The sequence below is a fragment of the Planococcus sp. PAMC 21323 genome (assembly GCF_000785555.1).
Classification (GTDB): Bacteria; Bacillota; Bacilli; order Bacillales_A; family Planococcaceae; genus Planococcus.
Map to the genome: position 1 here is coordinate 2,405,033 of NZ_CP009129.1, position 21,580 is coordinate 2,426,612.

The 21,580-nt window shown below is 40.7% G+C and carries 8 protein-coding genes; 2 read left to right on the forward strand and 6 right to left on the reverse strand.

Features of this window, described 5'->3' with window-relative positions; all coding sequences use genetic code 11:
- Positions 1–1,176: 1,176 nt before the first annotated feature.
- The 3 genes from PLANO_RS11950 to PLANO_RS11960 all read right to left on the reverse strand — a co-directional run bounded on the left by PLANO_RS11950 (position 1,177) and on the right by PLANO_RS11960 (position 12,188).
- A complete protein-coding gene (locus PLANO_RS11950) occupies positions 1,177–5,445 on the reverse strand; it encodes a S8 family serine peptidase (protein WP_038704670.1) in 4,269 nt (1,422 codons plus the stop codon).
- A 1,225-nt stretch (positions 5,446–6,670) separates the two neighbouring features.
- Complete coding sequence (locus PLANO_RS11955) at positions 6,671–10,204, reverse strand: DUF6359 domain-containing protein (RefSeq protein ID WP_038704671.1); 3,534 nt, start codon at positions 10,202–10,204, stop codon at positions 6,671–6,673.
- A 163-nt stretch (positions 10,205–10,367) separates the two neighbouring features.
- Entirely contained in the window at positions 10,368–12,188 is a 1,821-nt protein-coding gene (locus PLANO_RS11960; protein WP_038705454.1) for an FAD-dependent oxidoreductase, read from the reverse strand.
- Between the two features lie 195 nt (positions 12,189–12,383).
- Between PLANO_RS11960 and PLANO_RS11965 the strand changes: the two genes are divergently transcribed.
- Positions 12,384–14,261 (forward strand): LTA synthase family protein, encoded by a 1,878-nt coding sequence (locus PLANO_RS11965; protein ID WP_038704672.1) that lies wholly within the window; start codon positions 12,384–12,386, stop codon positions 14,259–14,261.
- Positions 14,262–14,841: 580 nt separating this feature from the next.
- On the opposite strand, the gene PLANO_RS11970 is transcribed toward PLANO_RS11965, so the two are convergent.
- Positions 14,842–17,013: a 5'-nucleotidase C-terminal domain-containing protein gene (locus PLANO_RS11970; protein ID WP_038704673.1), complete on the reverse strand. Its 2,172-nt coding sequence runs from the start codon at positions 17,011–17,013 to the stop codon at positions 14,842–14,844.
- Between the two features lie 307 nt (positions 17,014–17,320).
- Here PLANO_RS11970 and PLANO_RS11975 point away from each other — a divergent pair, with 307 nt between their 5' ends.
- Entirely contained in the window at positions 17,321–18,451 is a 1,131-nt protein-coding gene (locus PLANO_RS11975; protein WP_038704674.1) for an acyltransferase, read from the forward strand.
- A gap of 79 nt (positions 18,452–18,530) precedes the next feature.
- Here the strand turns inward: PLANO_RS11975 and csaB are convergent, their stop codons facing one another.
- Both csaB and PLANO_RS11985 read right to left on the reverse strand, forming a co-directional pair.
- The gene (csaB, locus tag PLANO_RS11980) at positions 18,531–19,625 is read right to left on the reverse strand and encodes a polysaccharide pyruvyl transferase CsaB (RefSeq protein ID WP_038704675.1); all 1,095 of its coding nucleotides are present in this window, start codon (positions 19,623–19,625) and stop codon (positions 18,531–18,533) included.
- Positions 19,622–21,535: a DUF5693 family protein gene (locus PLANO_RS11985; protein WP_038704676.1), complete on the reverse strand. Its 1,914-nt coding sequence runs from the start codon at positions 21,533–21,535 to the stop codon at positions 19,622–19,624. Before PLANO_RS11985 ends, csaB begins: the two co-directional genes overlap by 4 nt.
- Between the last annotated feature and the right edge of the window lie 45 nt (positions 21,536–21,580).

Sequence of the window (21,580 nt, forward strand, 5' to 3'; positions counted from 1 at the left end):
CTGGAGTTACCTTCGGTCGTGGCGCTCCTTGGCTGGGGTGTGGGGATGTGAGTGCGGGTTCTCGAGTCGCCTTCGCTCGCTTTGGGCATGACTCCCGCAAGAAGCCGAGAAGAGCACTCGTCTTCTTGCTTCGTCTAGCCCGTGGCGCTCCTCGGCTGGAGAGTTGGTTAATATAAAAAGAGCTACTTGTTTTGAGTAGTAGGTAGTGTGAAGTTCTTGTGATCGCCTTCGGCCGCTTTGGGCATGGCTCCCGCGATAAGCCGAGAAGAACACTCGACTTCTTGCTTCGTCTAGCCCTTGACGCTCCTTGGCTGGAGAGTTGGTTATATACAAAGAGCTTCTGTTTTTGAGTAGAAGGTAGATAGTGTGTGGTTTTAAAGTTGCTCGGCGGCTGTGGTGCATGCGCCTTCGCTAGTTTCGGATGATAGTGAGGTGTTAACCAGATGTTTAGTGTATATAAGAATGCTTATTGTTTATACCCAGGTATTCAACATCTTTACAGAAGCATTTTACTTTATACATGTATTTCATGAGAATTCATAGTTTACCTGTGAAATAGAATTGATAAAAAGCGACAATTACTATTTCAGGCTGTTCGCCGTGCGAACAGCTTGCAATCAGTCGCTTGAACTTGTGAGGAAAGACGAGTAGAGATTTCTGGGTGCCGTGTGCGGGGCGAGGAATTTTTGGGGTTCATATAAAGAGTCGAAAAAGTCATGTATAGATGTCAAAAGTTCAGGTAAAAAGTAAAAAAGTTAATGTAAGAGATCCGCACTCATATAACAAACAATAAAAATATATAAAAACCCACTTCCCTAGAATGCCAGCGTTTCGCATGCGAAACGCGATAAGTACAAATAGCTACAGAATCAATCCTAATCTAGTTATAAAAATAATCATTGAATTCTATTTATATACTACGTGGAAAAACCTATGAATGAGCGAAAGATGGCGACTCCCGCGGGATAGCGAAGTGCCGAAATCCACTCGGGCATTCGCCCGAGTTAGTTCGGCGCAAGCCCGCAGGAAAGCGTCCATCTGTAGCGATTTCCCCTTATACTTTTTGGTCTAGCTCGTAGTAGCGATTTCTCACACAAAAAAAGACAAGCAATCAAAATTCTGATTGCTTGCCTGATTTTTTATAGAAGAACGTTTATGTTTCTTCTATATAACAGCTTATTTCAATAGCTTCATCTTATCGAGGGCACGGTAAAGAACTGCCGCTGTTTCGCCTCGTGTGATTTTTGCTTGTGGGTCGAAGATGTTGCCTGTGCGACCTGTGATCAAGCCAAGTGCGTAAGCTTGTGCTGTTGCTTCGCTTGCGTACGGGCTGATTTTCTTGTTGTCCGCAAATTTATGCGTTGTGTCTAAGCCTTCAAGTAATGAAGCTTCTTTGTATTCGATTGCGCGCATCATCATGACTGCTGTGTCTTGACGCGAAATTGGTGCTTTCGGATCGAATGTGTTGTTTGGCAATCCAAGAACGATGCCTGCACGTGCTGCTGCTTCGATTTCTTTTGAAGCCCAAGTTTTGTCTGGTCCTGCATCTGTGAATCGGCCTTCATAGTCTTTCAAAGGCAATTCAAGTGTGCGAGCAAGCAATACTGCAAATTCAGCGCGTGTTAAGTCTTCATTTGGTGCAAATAATGTGTCTGTTTTTCCTTTGATAATGTTTTGTGAAGCAAGTGCTTCAATTTGAGTTTTTGCCCAATATGTTTTGATGTCGCTAAATGTTACTTTTGCTGCTTTTGTAATTGTGAATGTCTTTTTAGTTTCGTGACCGGCTGCATCTTTTACTAACAATGTGTAATTGTTAGCACCGATTTTATCAACCGCCACTTTGACTTTGATCGTTTTGTTAAAGCTAGCTTTTCCGTATGGCTCAGAAAGTTCTTTTTTGAAGACTTCGCTGCCATTTACGTAAGCGTAGATTTGATCCATATTGTCTTTTACGTCGAACGATACTTCAACTTCAGAAGTGTTTGCTCCGACTGTTTTCGGTGCTTTGATATTGGAAACTACAGCTGGTGTTGTGTCGACTAAGATTTGACGACGTAGTTCCATTTCGTTGCCGAATTCGTCGATTGCTTTGACGCTAACGTGCTGTGAACCGTCTTTAAGCGTTACTGTATGTTTGAAGTTTACGCCGTCAAATGCGTCTGCTTTGACGCCATTAACTGTAACTGAAACAACTTTCGAATCGTCTTCTACTCGTCCAGCTACTTGCACTTCGTTTTTGTCATACATTCCTAAAACTTCCGGTGAATCAAAGAAAATTACTGGTGCTACTTTTTCTTCTTTTGTAGAACCTGAAAGTTTCACTTTTGTTACGTTGCCAGCCGTGTCATAAAATGCAGCTGTCAGCGTATCGCCATCTTTAACTTCCGCTTCTACTTTATAAGAAGTTGTTGTTGGTGCTAATGATTCGTTAGCTGGTGTTTTTTCATCTTCTGTTACTTCTTTGCCGTTTACGAATACTTCCCAACGATCTGCGCCGCCGCCTGAAGCATTATCCGCAAATTTAGAAACGTTTACTGTTTTCGTTTCAGCATCATACATTGCTGCAGCTTCTGGAGCTACTGTATCAACTAAGATTGGGAAGCTAATTGATTGCCATTGTGCATTTGGATAATCAATTACCGCGCGTAGTTGAATTTGGTATTTCCCGTCTTTTACTAAATTGTCTGAAGCTTTTCCGTCCCAGCCATTATCTTGTCTAAACGTGTATGGTGGGTTTGTTGCAGATGCTGCGTAATGTTTCGTTAAGTCTGAAGCTGTACGAATCGTACGCAGTTTTTTACCGTCTGCGTCTAAGACGTTTACTTCAAATGCTTTAGCGTTTCTCATTAATGAATAAAGAGGAACTGCCATGTCTTGCATGCCATCACCATTTGGTGAGAACGCAAAGCGTTCAGGAACAAATCCGTTTGCATGTGTACCACCTGAAATTGTCTCGCCTTTTTCATCTGTTAATTGAGCAACTCCGTAATAGCTATTTGCATCCCATGCGAATTTATCGAAAATATTCGCATCGTCCCAGCTGCCGTTAAAGCCAAAGTAAGGAACGACTAACGGTGTATTACCTGTTACTTGTTCGTTTTTATCCGTTAATGTAACAAATCCATCAACAAAGAATCCGTTAATAAAGCTTGCATATTCCGGCATTTCTTTAAGAGCTGATACATCAACTGTTACTGAAATTTCTTTTGTTCCTTTTGCTGGAACTGTGACCGTTTTTGGTGCTGTAATTTTTACGTCTTCAGTTACAACATATGATCCTGTAAGGTTTGGAGCTGTTAATTCGACATCATTTGATTTTACTGAATTATCCGTTTGGACGTTTACAGCTACATCATACGTTGCTGCTTTGTCTGAGAAGTTTTCAGCTTTTAATGTAAATGTGAATTTATTGTTTGCGATTTCTTTTAATGCTACTTTTGCATCGCCTGTTGCTTTATTCGTTACCATAACGTCTGTTGATAACGCATCGTGCAATTGCATCAATCCAGCTCCTTGACGGCGCGGAGAGATAAATTCGCCTTTATCGAATTCCACAGGGTTTGCTGTGTTCATCAATAAGTTTTTCGCAAATTGAACGCGCTCGCGTCCTTCTAAGCCAAGTTCTTCAATGCGCTGGAAGATTAATGCTGCACCACCCGCAACGTGCGGAGCTGCCATCGACGTACCGCTCATTAGTCCGTAGTTATCATCGTTCAATGTTGAGAAAATATTGCCCCCTGGTGCTGTGATTTCAGGTTTGAAATCCAAGTTCGGTGTTGGTCCCCATGAAGTGAAATCACTCATTTCGCCAGCAGCTGGGTTTTGAATGTCAAGAAACTCTCCGTCAAACACGACAGATACTTTTTTACTTGCATCTAGTTCTTTTTTCATCGCCAAGCCATCTGCTTGAAGCGCTGACATGAATGGAATTTTGATCGCTGGATCTGATGCCATATTGATTGTGCCTGTTGTGTTGTTGTAAACAATTACGCCAACTGCACCAGCTGCTTGTGCTGATAACCCTTTTTCAACGAAAGAAATTGCTCCACGAGAAATTAATGCGAATTTCCCAGTAAAGTCTTTTCCTTCAAAATCTGCTGGTTGTCCAAGTCCAGCATCCATTACTTCGTAACTAGCGTTTGGTAAATTTGTTGGATCTGCATCATTCGCAAGCAAGTATAGCGCGCGTCCTGCTTGTGTGCCATCTACTTGGTAAGCTAAGCTTTTTGCTGTAATCATATCGTTTTCGAATGACGCTACGCCAAACGAGTCGATAGATGTACTTGGTGAACCTGTTAAGCCGTAATCTTGATTATCTGGACGTGGGTATGAAAAGCCCGATCCAAACATATCCGAGTTACCAGCTGAAATGGACATCAAGATACCGTTATTTGTCGCTCTTTCAACTGCTTTTTGTTCAGGGTTTGAAGAATCCACAAATCCTGCAGTTGAGCCAAGTGACATGTTGATAACGTCTGCCCCTAGTTTGATCGAATCATCAATAGCTTTAATGTAAATATCGCCATACGTTGATGGATAAAGTGGATCATTACCGAATACTTTTAATGCCAATAATTGAGCTTCTGGCGCAACTCCTTTAATACCGCCATTTGATTCATTGCCATTTGCGCCAACTGTTCCAGCAACGTGCATGCCGTGCATAGAAGCATCTGGGCCAAGGTCAAGAATTTCATTGTTGCCATCCATGTAGTTGTAACCGAATGGCACTTTTGCTGTGAAGAATTTACCGTTTTCGATTGATTTGTCAGCTACTAACGCACTCACTTCAGATTCTGTAATTTCACCTGTTGTGTTATCCGTTAATACCATGTCTTTGTGGCTCGGGTCGATTCCTGTGTCAATAACGCCGACAACAAGACCTGCTCCGCGATAACCATAATCTGTCCAAGCTTGTTGCGCTTGCACCAATTCTTTTGAGTATTTCATTTCTGGTTGTACTTCTGGACGTTGATATTCTGTCGACTCATAAACTGCTTTAACACCGTTTAAATTAGCGATTTCTTCAATTTGTCCAGCTTCCACTTTTGCGGAAAATCCGTTAAATACTGTCGTGAAGTTTTCAAGATATGTAATACGAGGAGCGATCGAAGCGATTGTCATCTGAACAGATTCTTGGTCAGATACGACTGCTGCTTCTAAACTCTCTTTTTGATTGTCTGGTAAATTTTTGTAAAGTACACCTTTGTTTGTAGCACTTTCAATTGCTGGTGCTTTATCGAGTTCGATAATCACCCGTACTTCTTTTTTCGGATCTTCTGGATTTACGAAAACTTCGGGTAGGTTTAGTTCCCCTTGTTTTAGCTCAACGTTTGGTACGCTCGATGAATTTACCGCTGCCGAAGCACCTGTAAGTCCAAAAAGAGCCGAGCTGAGTGTCATTATGAAGACTAATGCCAACAATAAAAACGGTTTTAACTTCGTCAATTTTTCTCCCCCTTAGATCTAATTCGCAATTATATAGAATTTTTACAATTGCACAACAAATTAAATTTACCATATATTTTCAATGTTGCAAATGCAATTTGGAGATTTTTTGATGTTTTCACTCTTTTTTAACACGTATTTACTAGATATGGCTTGATATTATTTAGTTTCTCGAATTAATATAAATATTTTTTTGTGTAGTAGGATTAGAAATACGGAAGGAAAAATTATCACTTTTATAGAAATCGCTGCAGGTGGATGCTTTCGGACAGGAGTCACCACTTTATTACGAGAGTGATTTGCACTTTCGCTTTTCGCGTGCGAAAAGCTGGCATCTTAGAGGAGCAGAGCGGATCGCTTTTTGGTTGGAAGGTGGGTGAAGTTTTTTAAAGGAAGTTTTTCGACTGTTACATGAATATTTGAGCGGGTTACATGAAACACAAAAATTCCTCGCCCCCGTACACGGCACCCAGAAATCTCTACTCGTCTTTCCTCACAAGTTCAAGCGACTGATTGGAAGCTGTTCGCGCGGCGAACAGCCTAAAATAGTAATTGTCGCTTTCTATCAATTCTACTTCACAGATAAACTATGAATTCCCATGAAATACATGTATAAAAGCAGAATTCTTCTGTAAAGATGTTGAATACCTGGGTATAAACAATAAACATTCTTATTATAAACACAAAACATCCGGGTAACACCTCACTATCATCCGAAACTAGCGAAGGCGCATGCACCACAGCCGCCGAGCAACTCTAGAACTACACACTACCTACCTTCTACTATAAAACAGACGCTCTATGTACAAACAACTATCCAGCCGAGGCGCGTCCACGGGCTAGGCGAAGCGGTAAGACGAGTGTTCTTCTCGGCTTACCGCGGGAGCCATGCCCAAAGCGGCCGAAGGCGATCACAAGAACTTCACACTACCTACTACTCAAAACAAGTAGCTCTTTTTGTATTAACGAACTCTCCAGCCAAGGAGCGCCACGGGCTAGGCGAAGCGGTAAGACGAGTGTTCTTCTCGGCTTAGCGCGGGAGCCATGCCCAAAGCGACCGAAGGCGACTTCTAGAACCCACACTACCTATTCCCGCAAAGAAAGCTTTTCATCAACTAGCGCCACACCCCAGCCAAGGAGCGCCACGGGCTAGGCGAAGGCGACTATTAAAATGCCACAAAAAAAAAACGCGATCAGATTTTCTGATCGCGTCTGGAAAGATTGGTTATTTCACCATATACGTGCGGAACAGTGAAAATATTTTCGCTGTTTCTTCGCGTGTTGTGTATCTCTTTGGCATGTATTTGCCGTTATAGCCTTCAACAACTTCGAAATCGTATAACATCGTGATGGCTTTTTTTGTTTCGGCGTTGAAGTTGCCGTAATCCGAGAATGGTGCGTACTTGTCGACTTTGTATTTGCCGTGGTTCATTTCGTATACACGGTTGAGCATCAATGCGAATTGAGCGCGGGTGATGAATTCAGTTGGACGGAATTCGGTTGTCGTTACACCGTTGACGATTCCTGCTTGGTAAGCGGCATTGATTTCGTTTTGATAAATTTTTGGTAGTTTTGAGATGTCTTTAAATGGTGACTTCTCGTTTCCTGTAATTTCAGTATCCAGGATACGTGTAAGGATCGTGACTGCTTGCATGCGCGTCAAGTTGTCTTTTGGTGCATACGTTGTTTCTGTTTTCCCAAGGATGATGTCACGGTCAAACAAATCCTTAATGTATGGATACGACCATGCTGTTTTGCTAACATCTGTGAATGGGAATTTTTTCTCTGGTACTTCTTGTTGTTCAAATGTGATTTGTGCAAGCAATGGATCGTGATCTGATGCACGGCCGTGCTGTTCCATGAACATTGAGTTGATGTGAACCATGTCCATTTCTGTATTTTTCGCTAAGTTATTTGTTACCAATAAGTGATCAAGTACTTGTGAATTTCCTTGATAATAATACGAATAGCGATCTTCTAATGGCACGTCTTCGACTTTATTTGTTAAAATATCACCTTTTAATGCTTGTAAGGCTGGTGTGAATTCGAAATCATTCATGTCGCCTGCAACAATGACGTTCAGGTTTGGATCCTGTTCTAGTCCATCTGCGATAAAGCCGTTAATCGCTTTTGCCAGTTCGATGCGTTCTGCAACAGAGCCCAAGAATGGCGGTTGGTTTTTACCGAATAATGGCTGGTCTCCACCTTTTGAGTTTAAGTGTGCACCAATCACCACAACTTGCTCACCTTGGAAATCAAATTGAGCTGCAATTGGTTTGCGTGTGTTTGGCATTGCGATTGGTTGAACGCGACCTGGGTTTAATGCAAGTTCGCCGTCTACCCATGTGTTGTTTTCAGTCGCTGTGCCTTTTGTTCCTTCAGAAAGTGTTACACGCTCTGGGTTGTACAAGTAACCAACGCGAATATTCCCGCCTGGTTGGCCACCGTCTTTATTGTATTCTGGCGCAATGTCTGTCCATGAATACGTTGGGCCGCCTGCTGTTTTGATGTCTTCTATTAGACGCTCGTAGCTTGCTGTTGCGTCACTATTGTTTGATGCAATTGGGCCGTCGTTGTCTTGTACTTCTACCATGACGATAATGTCTGGTGAGTTCAAGTCATCAACAAATGATTCTGCAATGCGCTGTGCTTTTGCGTCTGATGTATGGCTTGGGTCTGCAGAGAAATTCTCTACGTTATAAGCTGCTACAGTCAGTTTTTCTTCGTCTTTGACGATCCATGTTTGTTCAGGTTTTGTGCCGCCGTCTACTAATTTTGGCAAGCTGCTTTCTGTTGTCCACAGCTTATAGTTTCCGAAGCCAAAGCCCATTACGCCGATGATGTCACCGTCGAATAAGTCGCCTGCTTTAGCTACAAAGTCTTCGTTATCAAAATCAACGGTAATGCGTTCTGGGTTGTAGTCATCCTCTGCAAGCAAAACGCCGCCTTGTTTATGGAACTCTGTATTTGGCGAGTTTTCTGCAATAACGACCACTTCACCATAGTTTTGAGGTCCCACTACTTTTCCTTGTGGTACAGCTAAACGCATTAATTCTAGTGATTCCCAGAAATCAATGCCGTCTTCTTGTGGATCAAATGAAGTTAACTCATCATTGTCGATAATTTGGGATGGTGGTTGAACATCTTCCCCAATGACAATCGGTTCAGGAAGCGGAGCTGTTCCTGTTTTAACTGCGTCAGTTGCACGAATACGTGTAATTGGCAGATCGTTGTCTTTTGCATCAGAATAGCCTTCTTGGAAATGTTCTTCTACTGTTCCGCTAACCGTAACTAAATCTCCAACTTGAAGACCGTTTGATGATTTATTGACCATCAAGGCTTCTGAAGTTGTTACATCGTTGTCTGGGTTAGTATCTTGAATAACAAAGTTTGCTGAGTTGTAAAGGTGTGTAACAACCCCTTCAATGTCGTTTACGACTGCTCCTTTGTAAGCCGAATAATGGCCAGCGCCTTGGATATCACGAATGTGAAGATCGCCTGTTTTTAAAACCGTGTACGTAAATGTAAAAATCTCTGAGGTCTTGTCATTGATGGCAATTGCTTTAATCGATGTGTCTTTTGTTAATTTGATTGGTGCTGTGTATTTCATGCTCGATGCAGTTGGTTTCGACCCATCAAGTGTGTAGTAAATCGTCGCGTCTTCCATGCCAGATGCTAACGTAATTTCTGTGCCTTCAGAAACGACACCTGAAAAAATATCAGCATAAACGGCTGGTTTGTTTACTAAGTCAAAGCTTTCAAAGCCAAGCGTTTTTACTTGATACGAATCGTTAAATTTCGAAGCGATACCTGTTACGTGTACTAGGTCGCCTTCTTTGTATTGCTTCGTAAATTGTTCAAAGCTCAATCCGTTCCGGTTATCGTTGCGGATTGTGATCGTTTCGTCATTTTCAGCTTTTGCCGAAAATTCAAATGTTCCGTAATCATTTACAGATTTTAAGCCTGTAATTGTTACATTTTTTAATTCAATCTGCTCGCCTTGTGTGTCTTCATTAACACCGGCTGGAGTGATTGATTGTACTCCTGGTAATTTATTGTTTGAAGAAAGAACTTTTACTGTATTTGGTTGAAGTTGCAGTTCGCCACCGTATTCAGAAACGCTGCCCGTCATACGAACTTGGTCTCCTGGTGATACGTCTGCACTTGAAGTGAATACAAACATTCCGGCTGTGTCATCTTGAACGTAAAATGAATTTCCGCCCCAGAATCCTGTGCCCGTTGTAACAATTGCGTCTACTTGAATCAGTTTGTCTTTCATCGTACGTGCTTTTGCGAGAGAATCGACAACAGTCGCTGTCGGTGGTGTTTCACCTGCTGCAAGGATAGTGAACGCTTTTGGAGATTTTAGACCTGCTGTTTGGAAATAAGCTTCTAGTGATCCCGTAATTGTCACTTGCGCTTTGAAATTAGTTGGATTATCCACCAAATTCAAACCTGTACGGATCGAACCAGAAGGCAATTGAACCGGCAGTATTTTCGTTGGATCGGTTTCATCCGCAGAATCAGCAAGTCCTACGTTTGTAGGTGATGTAAATGGTGCTTCTTGGTCATAGCTAGTTTTACTGATCGTAGTGCCCACGATAAACCCTTTCACTGTAGCCGTTCCTGTATTGTTTGCAATGGCTTCAGTTACTGTAATCGGCTCTGCTGCGTTTGCAGTTGTTGCCATATAAGGTAACGCTACGGATAACACTAAAACAAAGCTTAACAAAATTTTACTAAAAGCATGTTTAGACAAGTTCTTCACTCCTGACTCGTATTTTTTCCTTACTTTCTTATTATAGCTTAAAATTGGAAGCGCTTTATATTATTTTTGTAAATTTTCTATCAATTCTCTTTATATTTTACTATTCCTCAAATAAAAAATCCTGTTACTCAAAATTTTGAGTAACAGGATAGAATCATTGAATATCTTCTAACACAAGGCCTGCTAAATAATAAGCTTCGGCACCAGTCATGCTTTTGTTTTCGTCCAATTTTTCAGTGAGTACATCATCTGTTAAATTGCGTTCCGCTAGAGCTTCCCACGCATTTTGTTCTTCTGTTTCAATTCCGTGTAAAGCGAGAACCATTTGGGCTGCTTTGTTTCTCGTCAATTCTCGCTCTTCTGTAATAGTCGAGCGGAAGACGTCCAGATTTTCTTGTAAAGATTGTGCTTCAGCATTGGTGATGCGCTGCACACCGTTGCTAAGGATATTGGCAAACGATATTTCTTTCATCGTTTTTTCAACTGGTAATTGGTTTTCGTAACCTCCGACAACCAATCCGTAATTCAGTAATGTACGGATGCCTGGGTAAAACCATTCGCCTTCATATGGAAACGACTCTTCAAAGGCGTAAAGATTGGCTCCTTGACTTTTCAGTTTGGCTTGCAATTGTTCGATCATCATTTGATTGGTTGCCATGTCACGGTAGCTTATGTCTTCTTCGATCGAAATGGCTGCGGCAGCACCTGCTGCTTGACCCGCTGTCATTCCCGCTGGTAAAACGCGTGCACTTGCTGCAGCTAACGAGCTATAACCTGAAGCTTTACTGGCAACGAGTAAGTTTTCGACTTGTAATGGAACGAGTGAACGAAATGGAATGGCATATTGAACTGGCTTTCCATAAACGTAGCCATAATCATTTGGTGATGTTGCTTGAACATCTACAGGATACGCTCCAAAACCGATTCTATCCCAATGGTCTTTATTTTCCCAAACATCGCTTAACGGCAATTGATATTCTGACTCAACATGAACCGTTTCTCGAATATACAGTTGGTCTGGATAACTGGCAATTTCAGCGTTTTCAAAGCCTGGAAAGTTTTCTTTTAAATATGCGAGTATGTACTGGGTTTCTGTTTTCCCGATTTCAATAGCTTTTTGTTTTTCTCCTTCATCTAGTCCATCGATTCCGAAAATTTGAAGTGCGTTAATGATGACACTGCCATCATTTTCTCGCACGATATTCAACCCGCGTAAACGAGTTAGTTCTGGAAAATGCGGTGTATAGGCATCGTGTAGTTCACTAAATCCCCACGCGACATTGCCATTAATCCCACCACCACCAAACACACCTTCGTCCGCAGCTTGGATTATTTGATCCCAATCGATATTGCTAAAATGGAACATTAACGTAACGGCCATCTTTTTTTCTTCTAAGCCAATATCACGACCACCGATAAAATAAGGGGCTCCGGCTGCAACAGCCAAATCCGCGTCTTTTGAGCTATCGATAAAACGGTCTGCTGTAATCGTTTGTTTTTCACCGGCAGTATTCGTAATTTCAACAGCAGTTAACTCTTTTTCGTCCTTGACGACATCTGATAGTTCTACACCTTCAAGTAAGGTTAAATTCTCTTCTTTTTCCATCATTTCAAGAAATGCAGCACGCGCTTCTCCAATATCAAAGCCGATTTTCCCTCCGACTTTTTCGTGCCATTCTTGGAAAATTCCTGTGTTAGCTGGATTGCCTTTTTGATCTGAGCTAACGTCTAAAAAGTTCAACATGCCCGACGTCATCAAGCCTCCGATATCCTCTTCGCCTACCATTAACACGGTACGCATACCGTTGCGTGCAGAAGATAGCGCTGCTGCAATGCCTTCAGGTTCTCCACTCAATACGGCTACATCATACGAATTAGGCGAATCTGCTTGCTCGCCTGTAAAAGCATTTACGACAAGAACCGCTCCTATACTGATAACTGCTAACACAGCAATTAACATGACAATCTTCCTCATTTTTTCCACACTCACATTCTTTTTTACATAGATTCCCACAACATTACCAAAAATATTCCTTTATTTCAATGTATTTCTTTGAATTGTTGACATCTTGTAAATTTTCCATAGAATATACAATAGCTTTGCACTTACCCGTACTCTTACCGTTATGGGGAATATCACAGCAAATACATACTATATAGGTGGTTCTTTATGAAGAAATCGTTTTTATTAAATTTATCAAAAAGTCATTTTTTTATTTTTACCGGTATTATTTTTCTGAAAGCATTATTTTTACGCTATTTACTGTTTCAAGATATTGAATTAACTCAAACAATTTTGTTGGAATTAAGCTATATTTTGATTTTTACTTCGTTGTTTGAACTGGCAAAACCCAGTTGGAAACCCGCTCTTTACTTTTTACTAAACGCTATTTTTTCTATTTTATTTTTAGCAGTTATTCTCTATTATTCATTTTTCGGGAGAATTGTTACGTATTTTGCCCTTTTCCAATTAGGTCAAGTTGGTACGATCAATGAAAGTGTATCGGCATTATTACAACCTATTTACCTGTTGTTTTTCTTAGACTTGATCTTCTTATTGGTGTTACTGGTTTTCAAAAAATACCCATTGCCACCTTTACAACTCAACCGAAAAATCATTTTAGCGGTTTTACTCGTTTTTGGCATCGGTGTATCAGCACTAAACTTTAATCTTCATAAAGATGAAGCAATTTCCAATAACGTCATTGCTGCACAAGAAAAAGGAATTTTAAACTACTCTGCTTTGGAAATTTATTATGGTCCTGAAAACTTAACAGCTGTTGAAACCAATGTTTCTGTAGACAATTTAGCTGAACTAAAAGAAGAAATTAACCGCATTAAACAATTGGAGATTGTACCAGAAGAAGAGCGCAATTATTTCAACGCTGCAGAAGGACGGAATTTAATCGTGATTCAAGTAGAATCGATGCAAAATTTCCCTGTTGGTTTGGATGTTGACGGTACCGAAGTTACTCCGCATATGAACAAACTGATTGAAGAAAGTTTCTACTTCCCAAATACGGCACAACAAACCGGACCCGGAAATACTTCTGATGCCGAATTTATTTTGAATACGTCGCTTTACCCAGTCGCGTTTAATCCAACATCGCAAACTTACGGCCACAAAAAATTCCCAAGTTTGCCTCGTTTGCTGGCTGCGGAAGATTATAAATCGATGACCTTCCATGCGGACGATATTAGTTTTTGGAATCGCGATGAGCTGTATCCTGCTCTTGGAATCAACAATTATTATTACGGAGAGTTTTTCGGAAAAGAAGACGTCATTGGTATTGGCCCTTCTGACCGCGTGATGTTTGAAAAAGCAATGCCGATCTTGCGCGAGCAGCATATGCAAAACAAGCCTTTTTACGCTCAACTCATTGGATTGACGAGTCATCACCCGTTCACCTTGCCCGAAGCTGACCGGAAATTAGAACTTCCTGAGCGGTTTGACAACTCATTGACGGGTGATTACTTGGTGTCGATCAATTATATGGATACGGTCATTAATGACTTTATCGAAGAATTAAAACGAGAAGGTATTTACGAAAATTCCGTTATCGCGATTTACGGAGATCATTTTGGTCTTCAACAAAGCGCCATTAGCGAGAATGATGTCAACTTGGTAAGTGAATTGCTTGGACGTGAGTACGGAACCTTGGACCGCTTAAATATTCCATTTATCGTCCATGCTCCCGGGATTTCAGATGATGGACAAACGTTTGAAAAAACGAGTGGTCAACTTGATATGATGCCAACCCTTGCGAATTTGCTAGGGATTTCACTGGATGAACAAATTGTCTTTGGTCAGGATTTGTTGAATCATGGCAGCAACTTACTAGGTGCGCGATATTATTTACCTATTGGTGCATTTTGGAACGATGAGATTTTGTTTATTCCGGAAAAAGACTTTAGCGACGGCAATGCTTACGATTTAGAAACGGATCAAGCGGTTGATGATTATGAGCAATATCGTGATGATTACGACCGCGTCTTGCAGCTTGAAAAGCTGTCAGATGAGTATATGGAAAGTCTGCCTGAGCAGTAGAAAGTGGAGCCTAGGTGCTCCGCTTAAGTCGTGTACAAAAGAATCTTATATTAGGTAAAGAATGAGTAATCATTTAATCACATATATAATACAGGATTCTGCGCTCCATACGGACGCTTTCCGCGGACGAAGCGCTGAGCCTCCTCGTCGCAAGCTCCTGCGGGGTCTCATCACTCCGTTTTTCCGCAGGAGTCGCCGTATTGCGCTACAAATCCTTGTGTGGTTACCCAACAAGCTTCTTGAAAGTAGGTTAGTTGGGTACTCTCTCTGATATAAGCCACATGCTCTCAACTAGTCTAGCCATTAAGGCTCTTGTGAGAGCAGCGAGGCAACGAGAGATGAAGACAGAACTATTCATTTCGACTGGACCATGTCTATTAACACAGCGGAGCCTAGGTGCTCCGCTTTTTTTGATTAAAGTAGCTGTTGCTATTCCGCAAAACAGCTACGCTTTCCGGCGGGCTTGCGCTGTTTTGTTGCATATCTTTATAAGCCTCGTTCTTTACTGTTTTAAAGAACAAAATCAAAAACCCCCATACACGGCTAATTACGCCGTATATGGGGGTTTTGGGTTCAGCTTTTATTTTTTTGAGTGTGGTGCAAATAATGACACCATTTTAGCCGTTTCTTCTCTTGTCGTGAACTTAGATGGCATGAACTTGCCGTTATAGCCTTGGACGATTCCAAGTTCGTGTAGTAATGTGATGGCTTCTTTTGTTTCAGCAGTATGCTGTCCGTAATCTGAGTACGGAGCGTATTTGTCTACTTTGTAATCGCCGTTTACTTTTTCATAAACGCGGCTTACCATCAATGCGAAATGCGCACGGGAGATTTTATCTCTTGGGTTGAATTTCGTTGTCGTTTTGCCTGTTACATAGCCTTCAGCAAATACGGCATTGATTTCTTTTTGGCGCTCAAGTGGCAAGTCCGAAATATCCGTGAATGGTGATGCTGGAGCTGTTTCTGGATCCAGTTTCATCAGACGCGAGATAATCGTTGCCGCTTCCCAACGTGTCAGTTCACGTTTAGGTGAGAACGTTGTTTCGCTTGTTCCTTTGAAAATGTTTCTGTGGTATACATCGTTAATGTACGGGTAAGACCAACGATCAGTCGCTACATCCGTAATTGGTGTAACTGCGTTAATGCGGTTTTCAAGCATCGGTTTAACTTGGTCTAGCGATTTTGCATGATCAATGAACATTTCGTAATCGATATTTCCTGGCTCACTTACACGACCGTCTTTATAAGCTGCTTCGAATGAAGCAAAGCCGTCGCCGCCTTTAGCTGTAAATGTGTTAGAAGCTACTTTGTACGATTTCTTCATATCCAAAGCAGTATACGTGTTACCGTTTTTAACTTTTACTTCTGTCACACGTGAACCAGCTGGTTTTGTCGCATCAAACGAAAATTGTAGACCCGCTACGTGCAAGAATCCGCCATTTTCAGCTGGGAATTGACGAACGCCGTGTTCAAGAGCCGTTTTCAGTTCTGCTCCTGTTATGTTCATAATTGCTAACGAGTTACCAAATGGCATTGTCGTTAATACTTCACCAACTGTGATGTCGCCCACATTAATCGATGCACGGATACCGCCACCGTTTTGAACTGCGATTACTGTATCTGCATCAATTTTTTTAGCTGCTGCTAACATGCCATCTGCGATTAAGTTACCAAGGTTTGTTTCAGAAGCGCGCACGCCGCCTTCGTTACGTCCACCGTTAAGGAAAACTTCTGCTGTTGCACCAGTAGATTGATTTTTTAATGCTTCAATTTCTGCCGCATAAGGTGCTAAAAGTTCAGCTGCTTCTTCATCTGCAACCACATCTTTTGCTCCTACTTCGTGTAACTTTCCAAGTTGTGATGTAATAACGCCATTTTCATCGAACGTTAAATCTAATTGTCCAAGGAATTTGTTGTATTCGTTGGCTTGAACGATTACTGTCGGGTCTGTATTCCCTTCATAAATAAATGGTTCGTCAATTTTTTTATGTGTGTGACCACCGACAATCACGTCAATTCCTTCAACTTTTTCTGCAAGCAATTGATCGTTATCAAATTCTGCCGAATCATCAAAACCAATATGCGTTACGGCAATAATTTTGTTGATGCCTTGTTTTTCAAATTCTGCTACTGCTTCTTTAGCAGCTTCAACATAATTAGAAAACGTAATCTCTCCTGGGCTTGAAATTGAAGCGGTCTCTTCTGTTGTCAAACCAAAAATCCCAACTTTTTCGCCATCAATTTCTTTGACAATGCCGTTGTAAATTTCACCATCGTTATACTCACTTGAGTACGTTTTGTTTTGCAATCCAGCCATGTCAGCGTCTCCTGAGAAGTCTACGTTTGCTGCTACAAGGGGAAATTCAGCACCCTCCACAAACTCAGCAAGAGATTTATGTCCGCGCTCGCTAGCCCCTAAATCAAATTCATGGTTACCAAATGTCATGGCATCGTATTTCATCAAATTCATAAACGTTAAATCCGCTTGGCCTTCGAACGTATTAAAGTAAAGTGTTCCGGAAAATACATCACCTGCGTCAAGCAATAGGTTATTGGGTTGTTCTGAACGAATTTTTTTCACTAGCGATACACGATTTGCTACTTTATCTAAGTTAGCATGCGTATCATTTGTGTGCATGATCGTTAGTTCGAAATCCCCTGTTGCCGCTTGCGCTGTTTCAGGTGATTGAACTCCCACTACGCTCGCCGTCAATGCAACTGCAATTGCTGATTTAAACATTTTCCCCTTCATTTGACACCATCCTCTGATTTTTTTGGACTACTTCGCTCAAACGCTATATGGATATTGTGTCCTATACTTACACATTTCACAATAATAGAAATTACATCCAATTATCGAGCGAAATCATTCATTTTCAGTGTAGCATGACAAAATTTATTCAACAATAGCATTATTCAATCTAATTTAAAATCAATACACTGTCTTAACATTTTTTACAAAAACGTAACCTTTATAAGCACCTGTCGTCCGGCAAAGCGTGGTAATATTAAATTGATACTTTTAAAATTTTTTGTCATGCAGAAAGCGTGGTAATTGTATGCAACCATTCACAAGAAAACATTTGGATGAAGTTCAATATGCACGGGTAATTGCCTTATTGGGTGTCTTTGCAGTTCATTCGTCATCTACTGGCCTTGTTAGTAGTATGCCCGGATCGCTACCGTTTACGATTTATAATTTTTTTAATATTGCTGGGAAGTTTGGAACTCCTGTATTTTTCTTCTTAAGTAGCTTTGTGCTTTTTTATACGTATTATCCACGAAAATTGACGGTTGGTTTATTTGCTAAGTTTTATAAAAAACGATTATTGTATATTTTAGTTCCTTATGTGGTTTTTTCCATGTTTTATTTTCTTCTTAAGGCTTATTTGTATCAAAACTACACGGATACTTCTCATATGTTTAGGGAATTTCTGATTGATCTAGCAACTGGCAAAGCGCACAGCCACTTATATTTTGTCTTTGTTAGCGTTCAATTTTACTTGATGTTTCCTATTATTCTTTACTTGTTCCAAAAGTTTTCTGCGATTCGCAAATACGCGATCCTTATTGGATTTATCATTCAATGGGCGTGGGTTTTGATCAATTCATTTTATCTTCAAGTACCTGCTAAAGGATCTGTTGCATTATCGTATTTTTGGTTTTATTTTTTCGGCGCATTTCTTGGTGTTTATTATGAAAAAGTGGCGGCTTGGATTGGCAATTGGCGCAAGGTTTGGCCGTTTATCGCTTCTATTGCAGTGGGTTATTTGTACATGATGTATTTCTACGTTTCGATCTACTATGATATTCGAACAAATCAATGGACTGGCAGTACCCGTACTGTTGAGTTTGCTTGGAGCACACATGCCTTTTTGGCTGCTACGTTAATTTTTATTGTTGTTCATTTTATGGAATCCTGGAAGTTATCTCGTTTTAAGAAAGTTGTCACAGAAATCGGGGCTGTTTCTTTCGGTATGTATTTGATTCACCCATTTTTCCTTATGATTCTAGAAAGGTTTATAACAGGAGGTACGCCGATTGTTTTCCACTCCTGGCAGCTGATGATTCTTTTTATCACCTTTTTCAGCAGTTGGTTATTGGTTCGGTTATTTTATGATTTTGTGCCCTATAGCTGGATTTTCTTCGGGCAAGGCAATCGCGTATGGAATAAACCAAGCAATAAGTAATCGATGTTAATTTTCAAAACAAAAACAGGCTGTACCAAAAGGTTTTAAACTTTTGGTACAGCCTGTTTGTTTATGATGATCAATTTGTTCCGGCAGCTAATCGTGTAACTGAGTCGATAACTGCTCGCGCTGTAGCATTTGCGCTTTTTTGAAGAGGCGCTACCTCTTTTTCAAGCTTTTCATGCACATCTGGATAATTCGAGAGAATATGTTCTATAGCTTCTACTAATCCGGTAGCGTTCCAATCTTTCGACTCTACATGACCAAGTACTGGCTGGTTCACAATTTCTGCAAATGAATCGATCTTCGGATCATAGGATAACGCAACAAACGGCGTAGTACCGACTGCTGCAAAAATTAACGCGTGCAGACGCATCCCGAACAATACATCAGACTCTTTCACAATCGCCATTTTTTCTTGAATGGTGCTATCGTGTGGCGCAATATATACGTTGTTGGTCATTAAGTCTTCAATCGATTGAGAAGTTTTAAAGTCGTGTATTCCATGCATGGGCACAAAAACGATTTCATGTCCTTTAGCTGCTAACTTATCGAGACCAGATGCAATTTCTTGGAAAGCGTAATTATCGTTTGCCCAATTTCGCACTGAAACAGTGATGACTTTGCGTTGGAAATTTTGTTGTTGGAGCCAACTGCTGTGAAATCCACTCGCATCAATGCCCATAACCGGATCCGGCACGAGTTGAATATCCGCTGCTACGCCGATTTTTTTCAATAATTGCTCAGACTGTTGATCACGAACCGTTAATAGCTGTACTGCATTTAATACATGCTTCACAATCATTTGGTTAAGCTTATTGCTAATTGGCCCCATGCCTTGTGCATAGACGAATACCGGTTTTTTTAATTGTTGAGCAATTTTTATAACACCGGCATAATACGGAATACTTTTAAATCCGGTTTCGTCTTGAAGCAAGCTCCCGCCTCCGCTAATTAATCCGTCAGAAGACTTGATCGTGGCACGAACTTCCTTCAAACTCCACCGGTTTACGGCTTTTACACGATACGTTTGAGCTGTTTTTTCTGGTTTATTGGATAAAACAACAATTTCGATATTTGGTTGGTACTCTTTTAACGAATGGATAATGGCGTAGAGAATTGCTTCATCACCTACGTTGTCAAAACCATAATATCCAGATAAAACAACCCTCACGCCTGCCACCTCACTCTTATAATGGTCACTATTTTTTTCCACACATTTTCATATAGCCAAATCAATACAAGTCCGATGATTAACCCGAAAACTATACTATACCCACTTCTAAGTAATGAAATCAAGAGTGGTATATGAAGATGAGTAAAAGTATTCACTAATGATAAAAACCCAATTACGCCTGGTATGAGCAGGAAGTAATAAGCTTTTGGATATGATTTGGCGATATGAAGTGCCAATACAAAGAGTGGGAATCCAATGAGAAACTCTTTTGTTCTCGGTCTAACGTATAGAATTTGTTCTAATAATGCACGTATTTGAAGTTCAATTTCTGGAGCCTGTCCATCATTACCTGTACGGCTAAAATAGTATAAAGCGATGCCACTAAGTATCGCGATAACTATAATATGCCAATAAATCACACTAGCTTTTAAGAAGGTCTCAATTAGACTACGCCAATAACCCGCATTGATCTTAGAAAGATGTTTAATATTTATCCAAATTGCATAACCAGCAACAACAGCAATCGGCACAATATAAATTAATGACACGCCTCTAAACAAATCAATGCCAAGTATATATTGATTACCGCTTAACAATACGACAATTAACCAAATACCAATTGCTGCAATACCAACTGCTTGCGCATAAGATTTCACCATATATCTTTTTTTCTGCGGCTCTTTTTTTAATAAAACTGCCCAAATAGGTGCTGTAATGGCAACTGCTAATGCCAGTGCCTTTAAAATGATGCTTTGTTGAATAACCAAATATAGTAGAGCAAACAAAGCAGATCCACTTAGCGCAAAGAGCGTTAGTTTTTTATTTTGGAATACAGATTGAGCAGCTAAGGTTAGAAACGCAACAATCCCAAATAATGCCATTACGGTCTGCCATAACGGAACGCTATAAGTTTCAAATATCCGTGAGTCTCCGCGCGCAAAACTCGCTGGCAAATCTAGATCTACTTCCGCTTGTAAGTTTTGCAATACCGGCAAAGCTTGTTCATATTTTTTCTGATCTATGTTTAGAAAAAATGCCCGCAAATTTCGTTCTTTTGCAGCGCGGACAATTTTTTCTGCGCTTTCTGTAATATTGTCTTCTGTAACACCTAGACTGTGAAGACGCACGAGATTTAAGTCGTTAAGGTATGCTAGTTGATTAAAACCGTTTTGTTCGGTAAATTCAATGTGCATCAACTCATAGCCTGCTGTGTTTAATTGTTCACCAAAGTTTTTCAAGCCGTCAGGATCTGAATTGAAGGGTACCTCTCCTCCACTGAACAATACTTTGTCAATACCAGGTTGTTTAATCGCGAGTAGATCTTCCTTTACTCTCTCAAGCTGAGCTTCTTCGCTATAATTTCCGATCCGCGGAATCACCATCATGTCAGCGTCTAATACGGTTTTAATCACTTCTCGATCATAGGAGACCGGTGTGGATAGAATCGTGCCGGCATCCCCTGGAATAAACAAATATTCGTCGTCATTCATGGTAAACGTATGTTGGTCTTCAAAATAGCCTTCTGTGACTTTTTCAAAATCATACGAAGCGTTTGAATGAATAAATAAACCTGGTCTAGTAAAAGGTTCTTCCAATAGATCTTGTTGTGTTAACAGTAGGTATTCTTGCATCCGAGACGTGCTAACTGCTGTAATCAGTCTTTTTCGTTCAAGAGAACTAACGGTATCTGGTTCTAAGCTGATACTTTGAACACCCGTATTTTTAAAATCCGATAATATCTGGTCTAATGTCAAACTCGGATCTTCAATCATCCAGTCTACCGTGGCTTTATAAGGAACAATAGTTTCGATGCTTTTATTTGATTCTTCTATTTGTACCCGTTGAACGATTGTTGGAATGGTTAGTAACAATGCAACAAGGAGGATACCGATTAATACTTTTTTCACGTAAGTACACACCCTTAACTTTTCTTGGATTGGCCTGATTTGCAG

Bases quoted from the DNA above. Each gene is read 5' to 3' on its own strand.
- PLANO_RS11960 (WP_038705454.1), bottom strand. From the start codon at position 12,188: ATGAGGAAGATTGTCATGTTAATTGCTGTGTTAGCAGTTATCAGTATA.
- PLANO_RS11970 (WP_038704673.1), bottom strand. From the start codon at position 17,013: ATGAAGGGGAAAATGTTTAAATCAGCAATTGCAGTTGCATTGACGGCG.
- PLANO_RS11965 (WP_038704672.1), top strand. From the start codon at position 12,384: ATGAAGAAATCGTTTTTATTAAATTTATCAAAAAGTCATTTTTTTATT.
- PLANO_RS11975 (WP_038704674.1), top strand. From the start codon at position 17,321: ATGCAACCATTCACAAGAAAACATTTGGATGAAGTTCAATATGCACGG.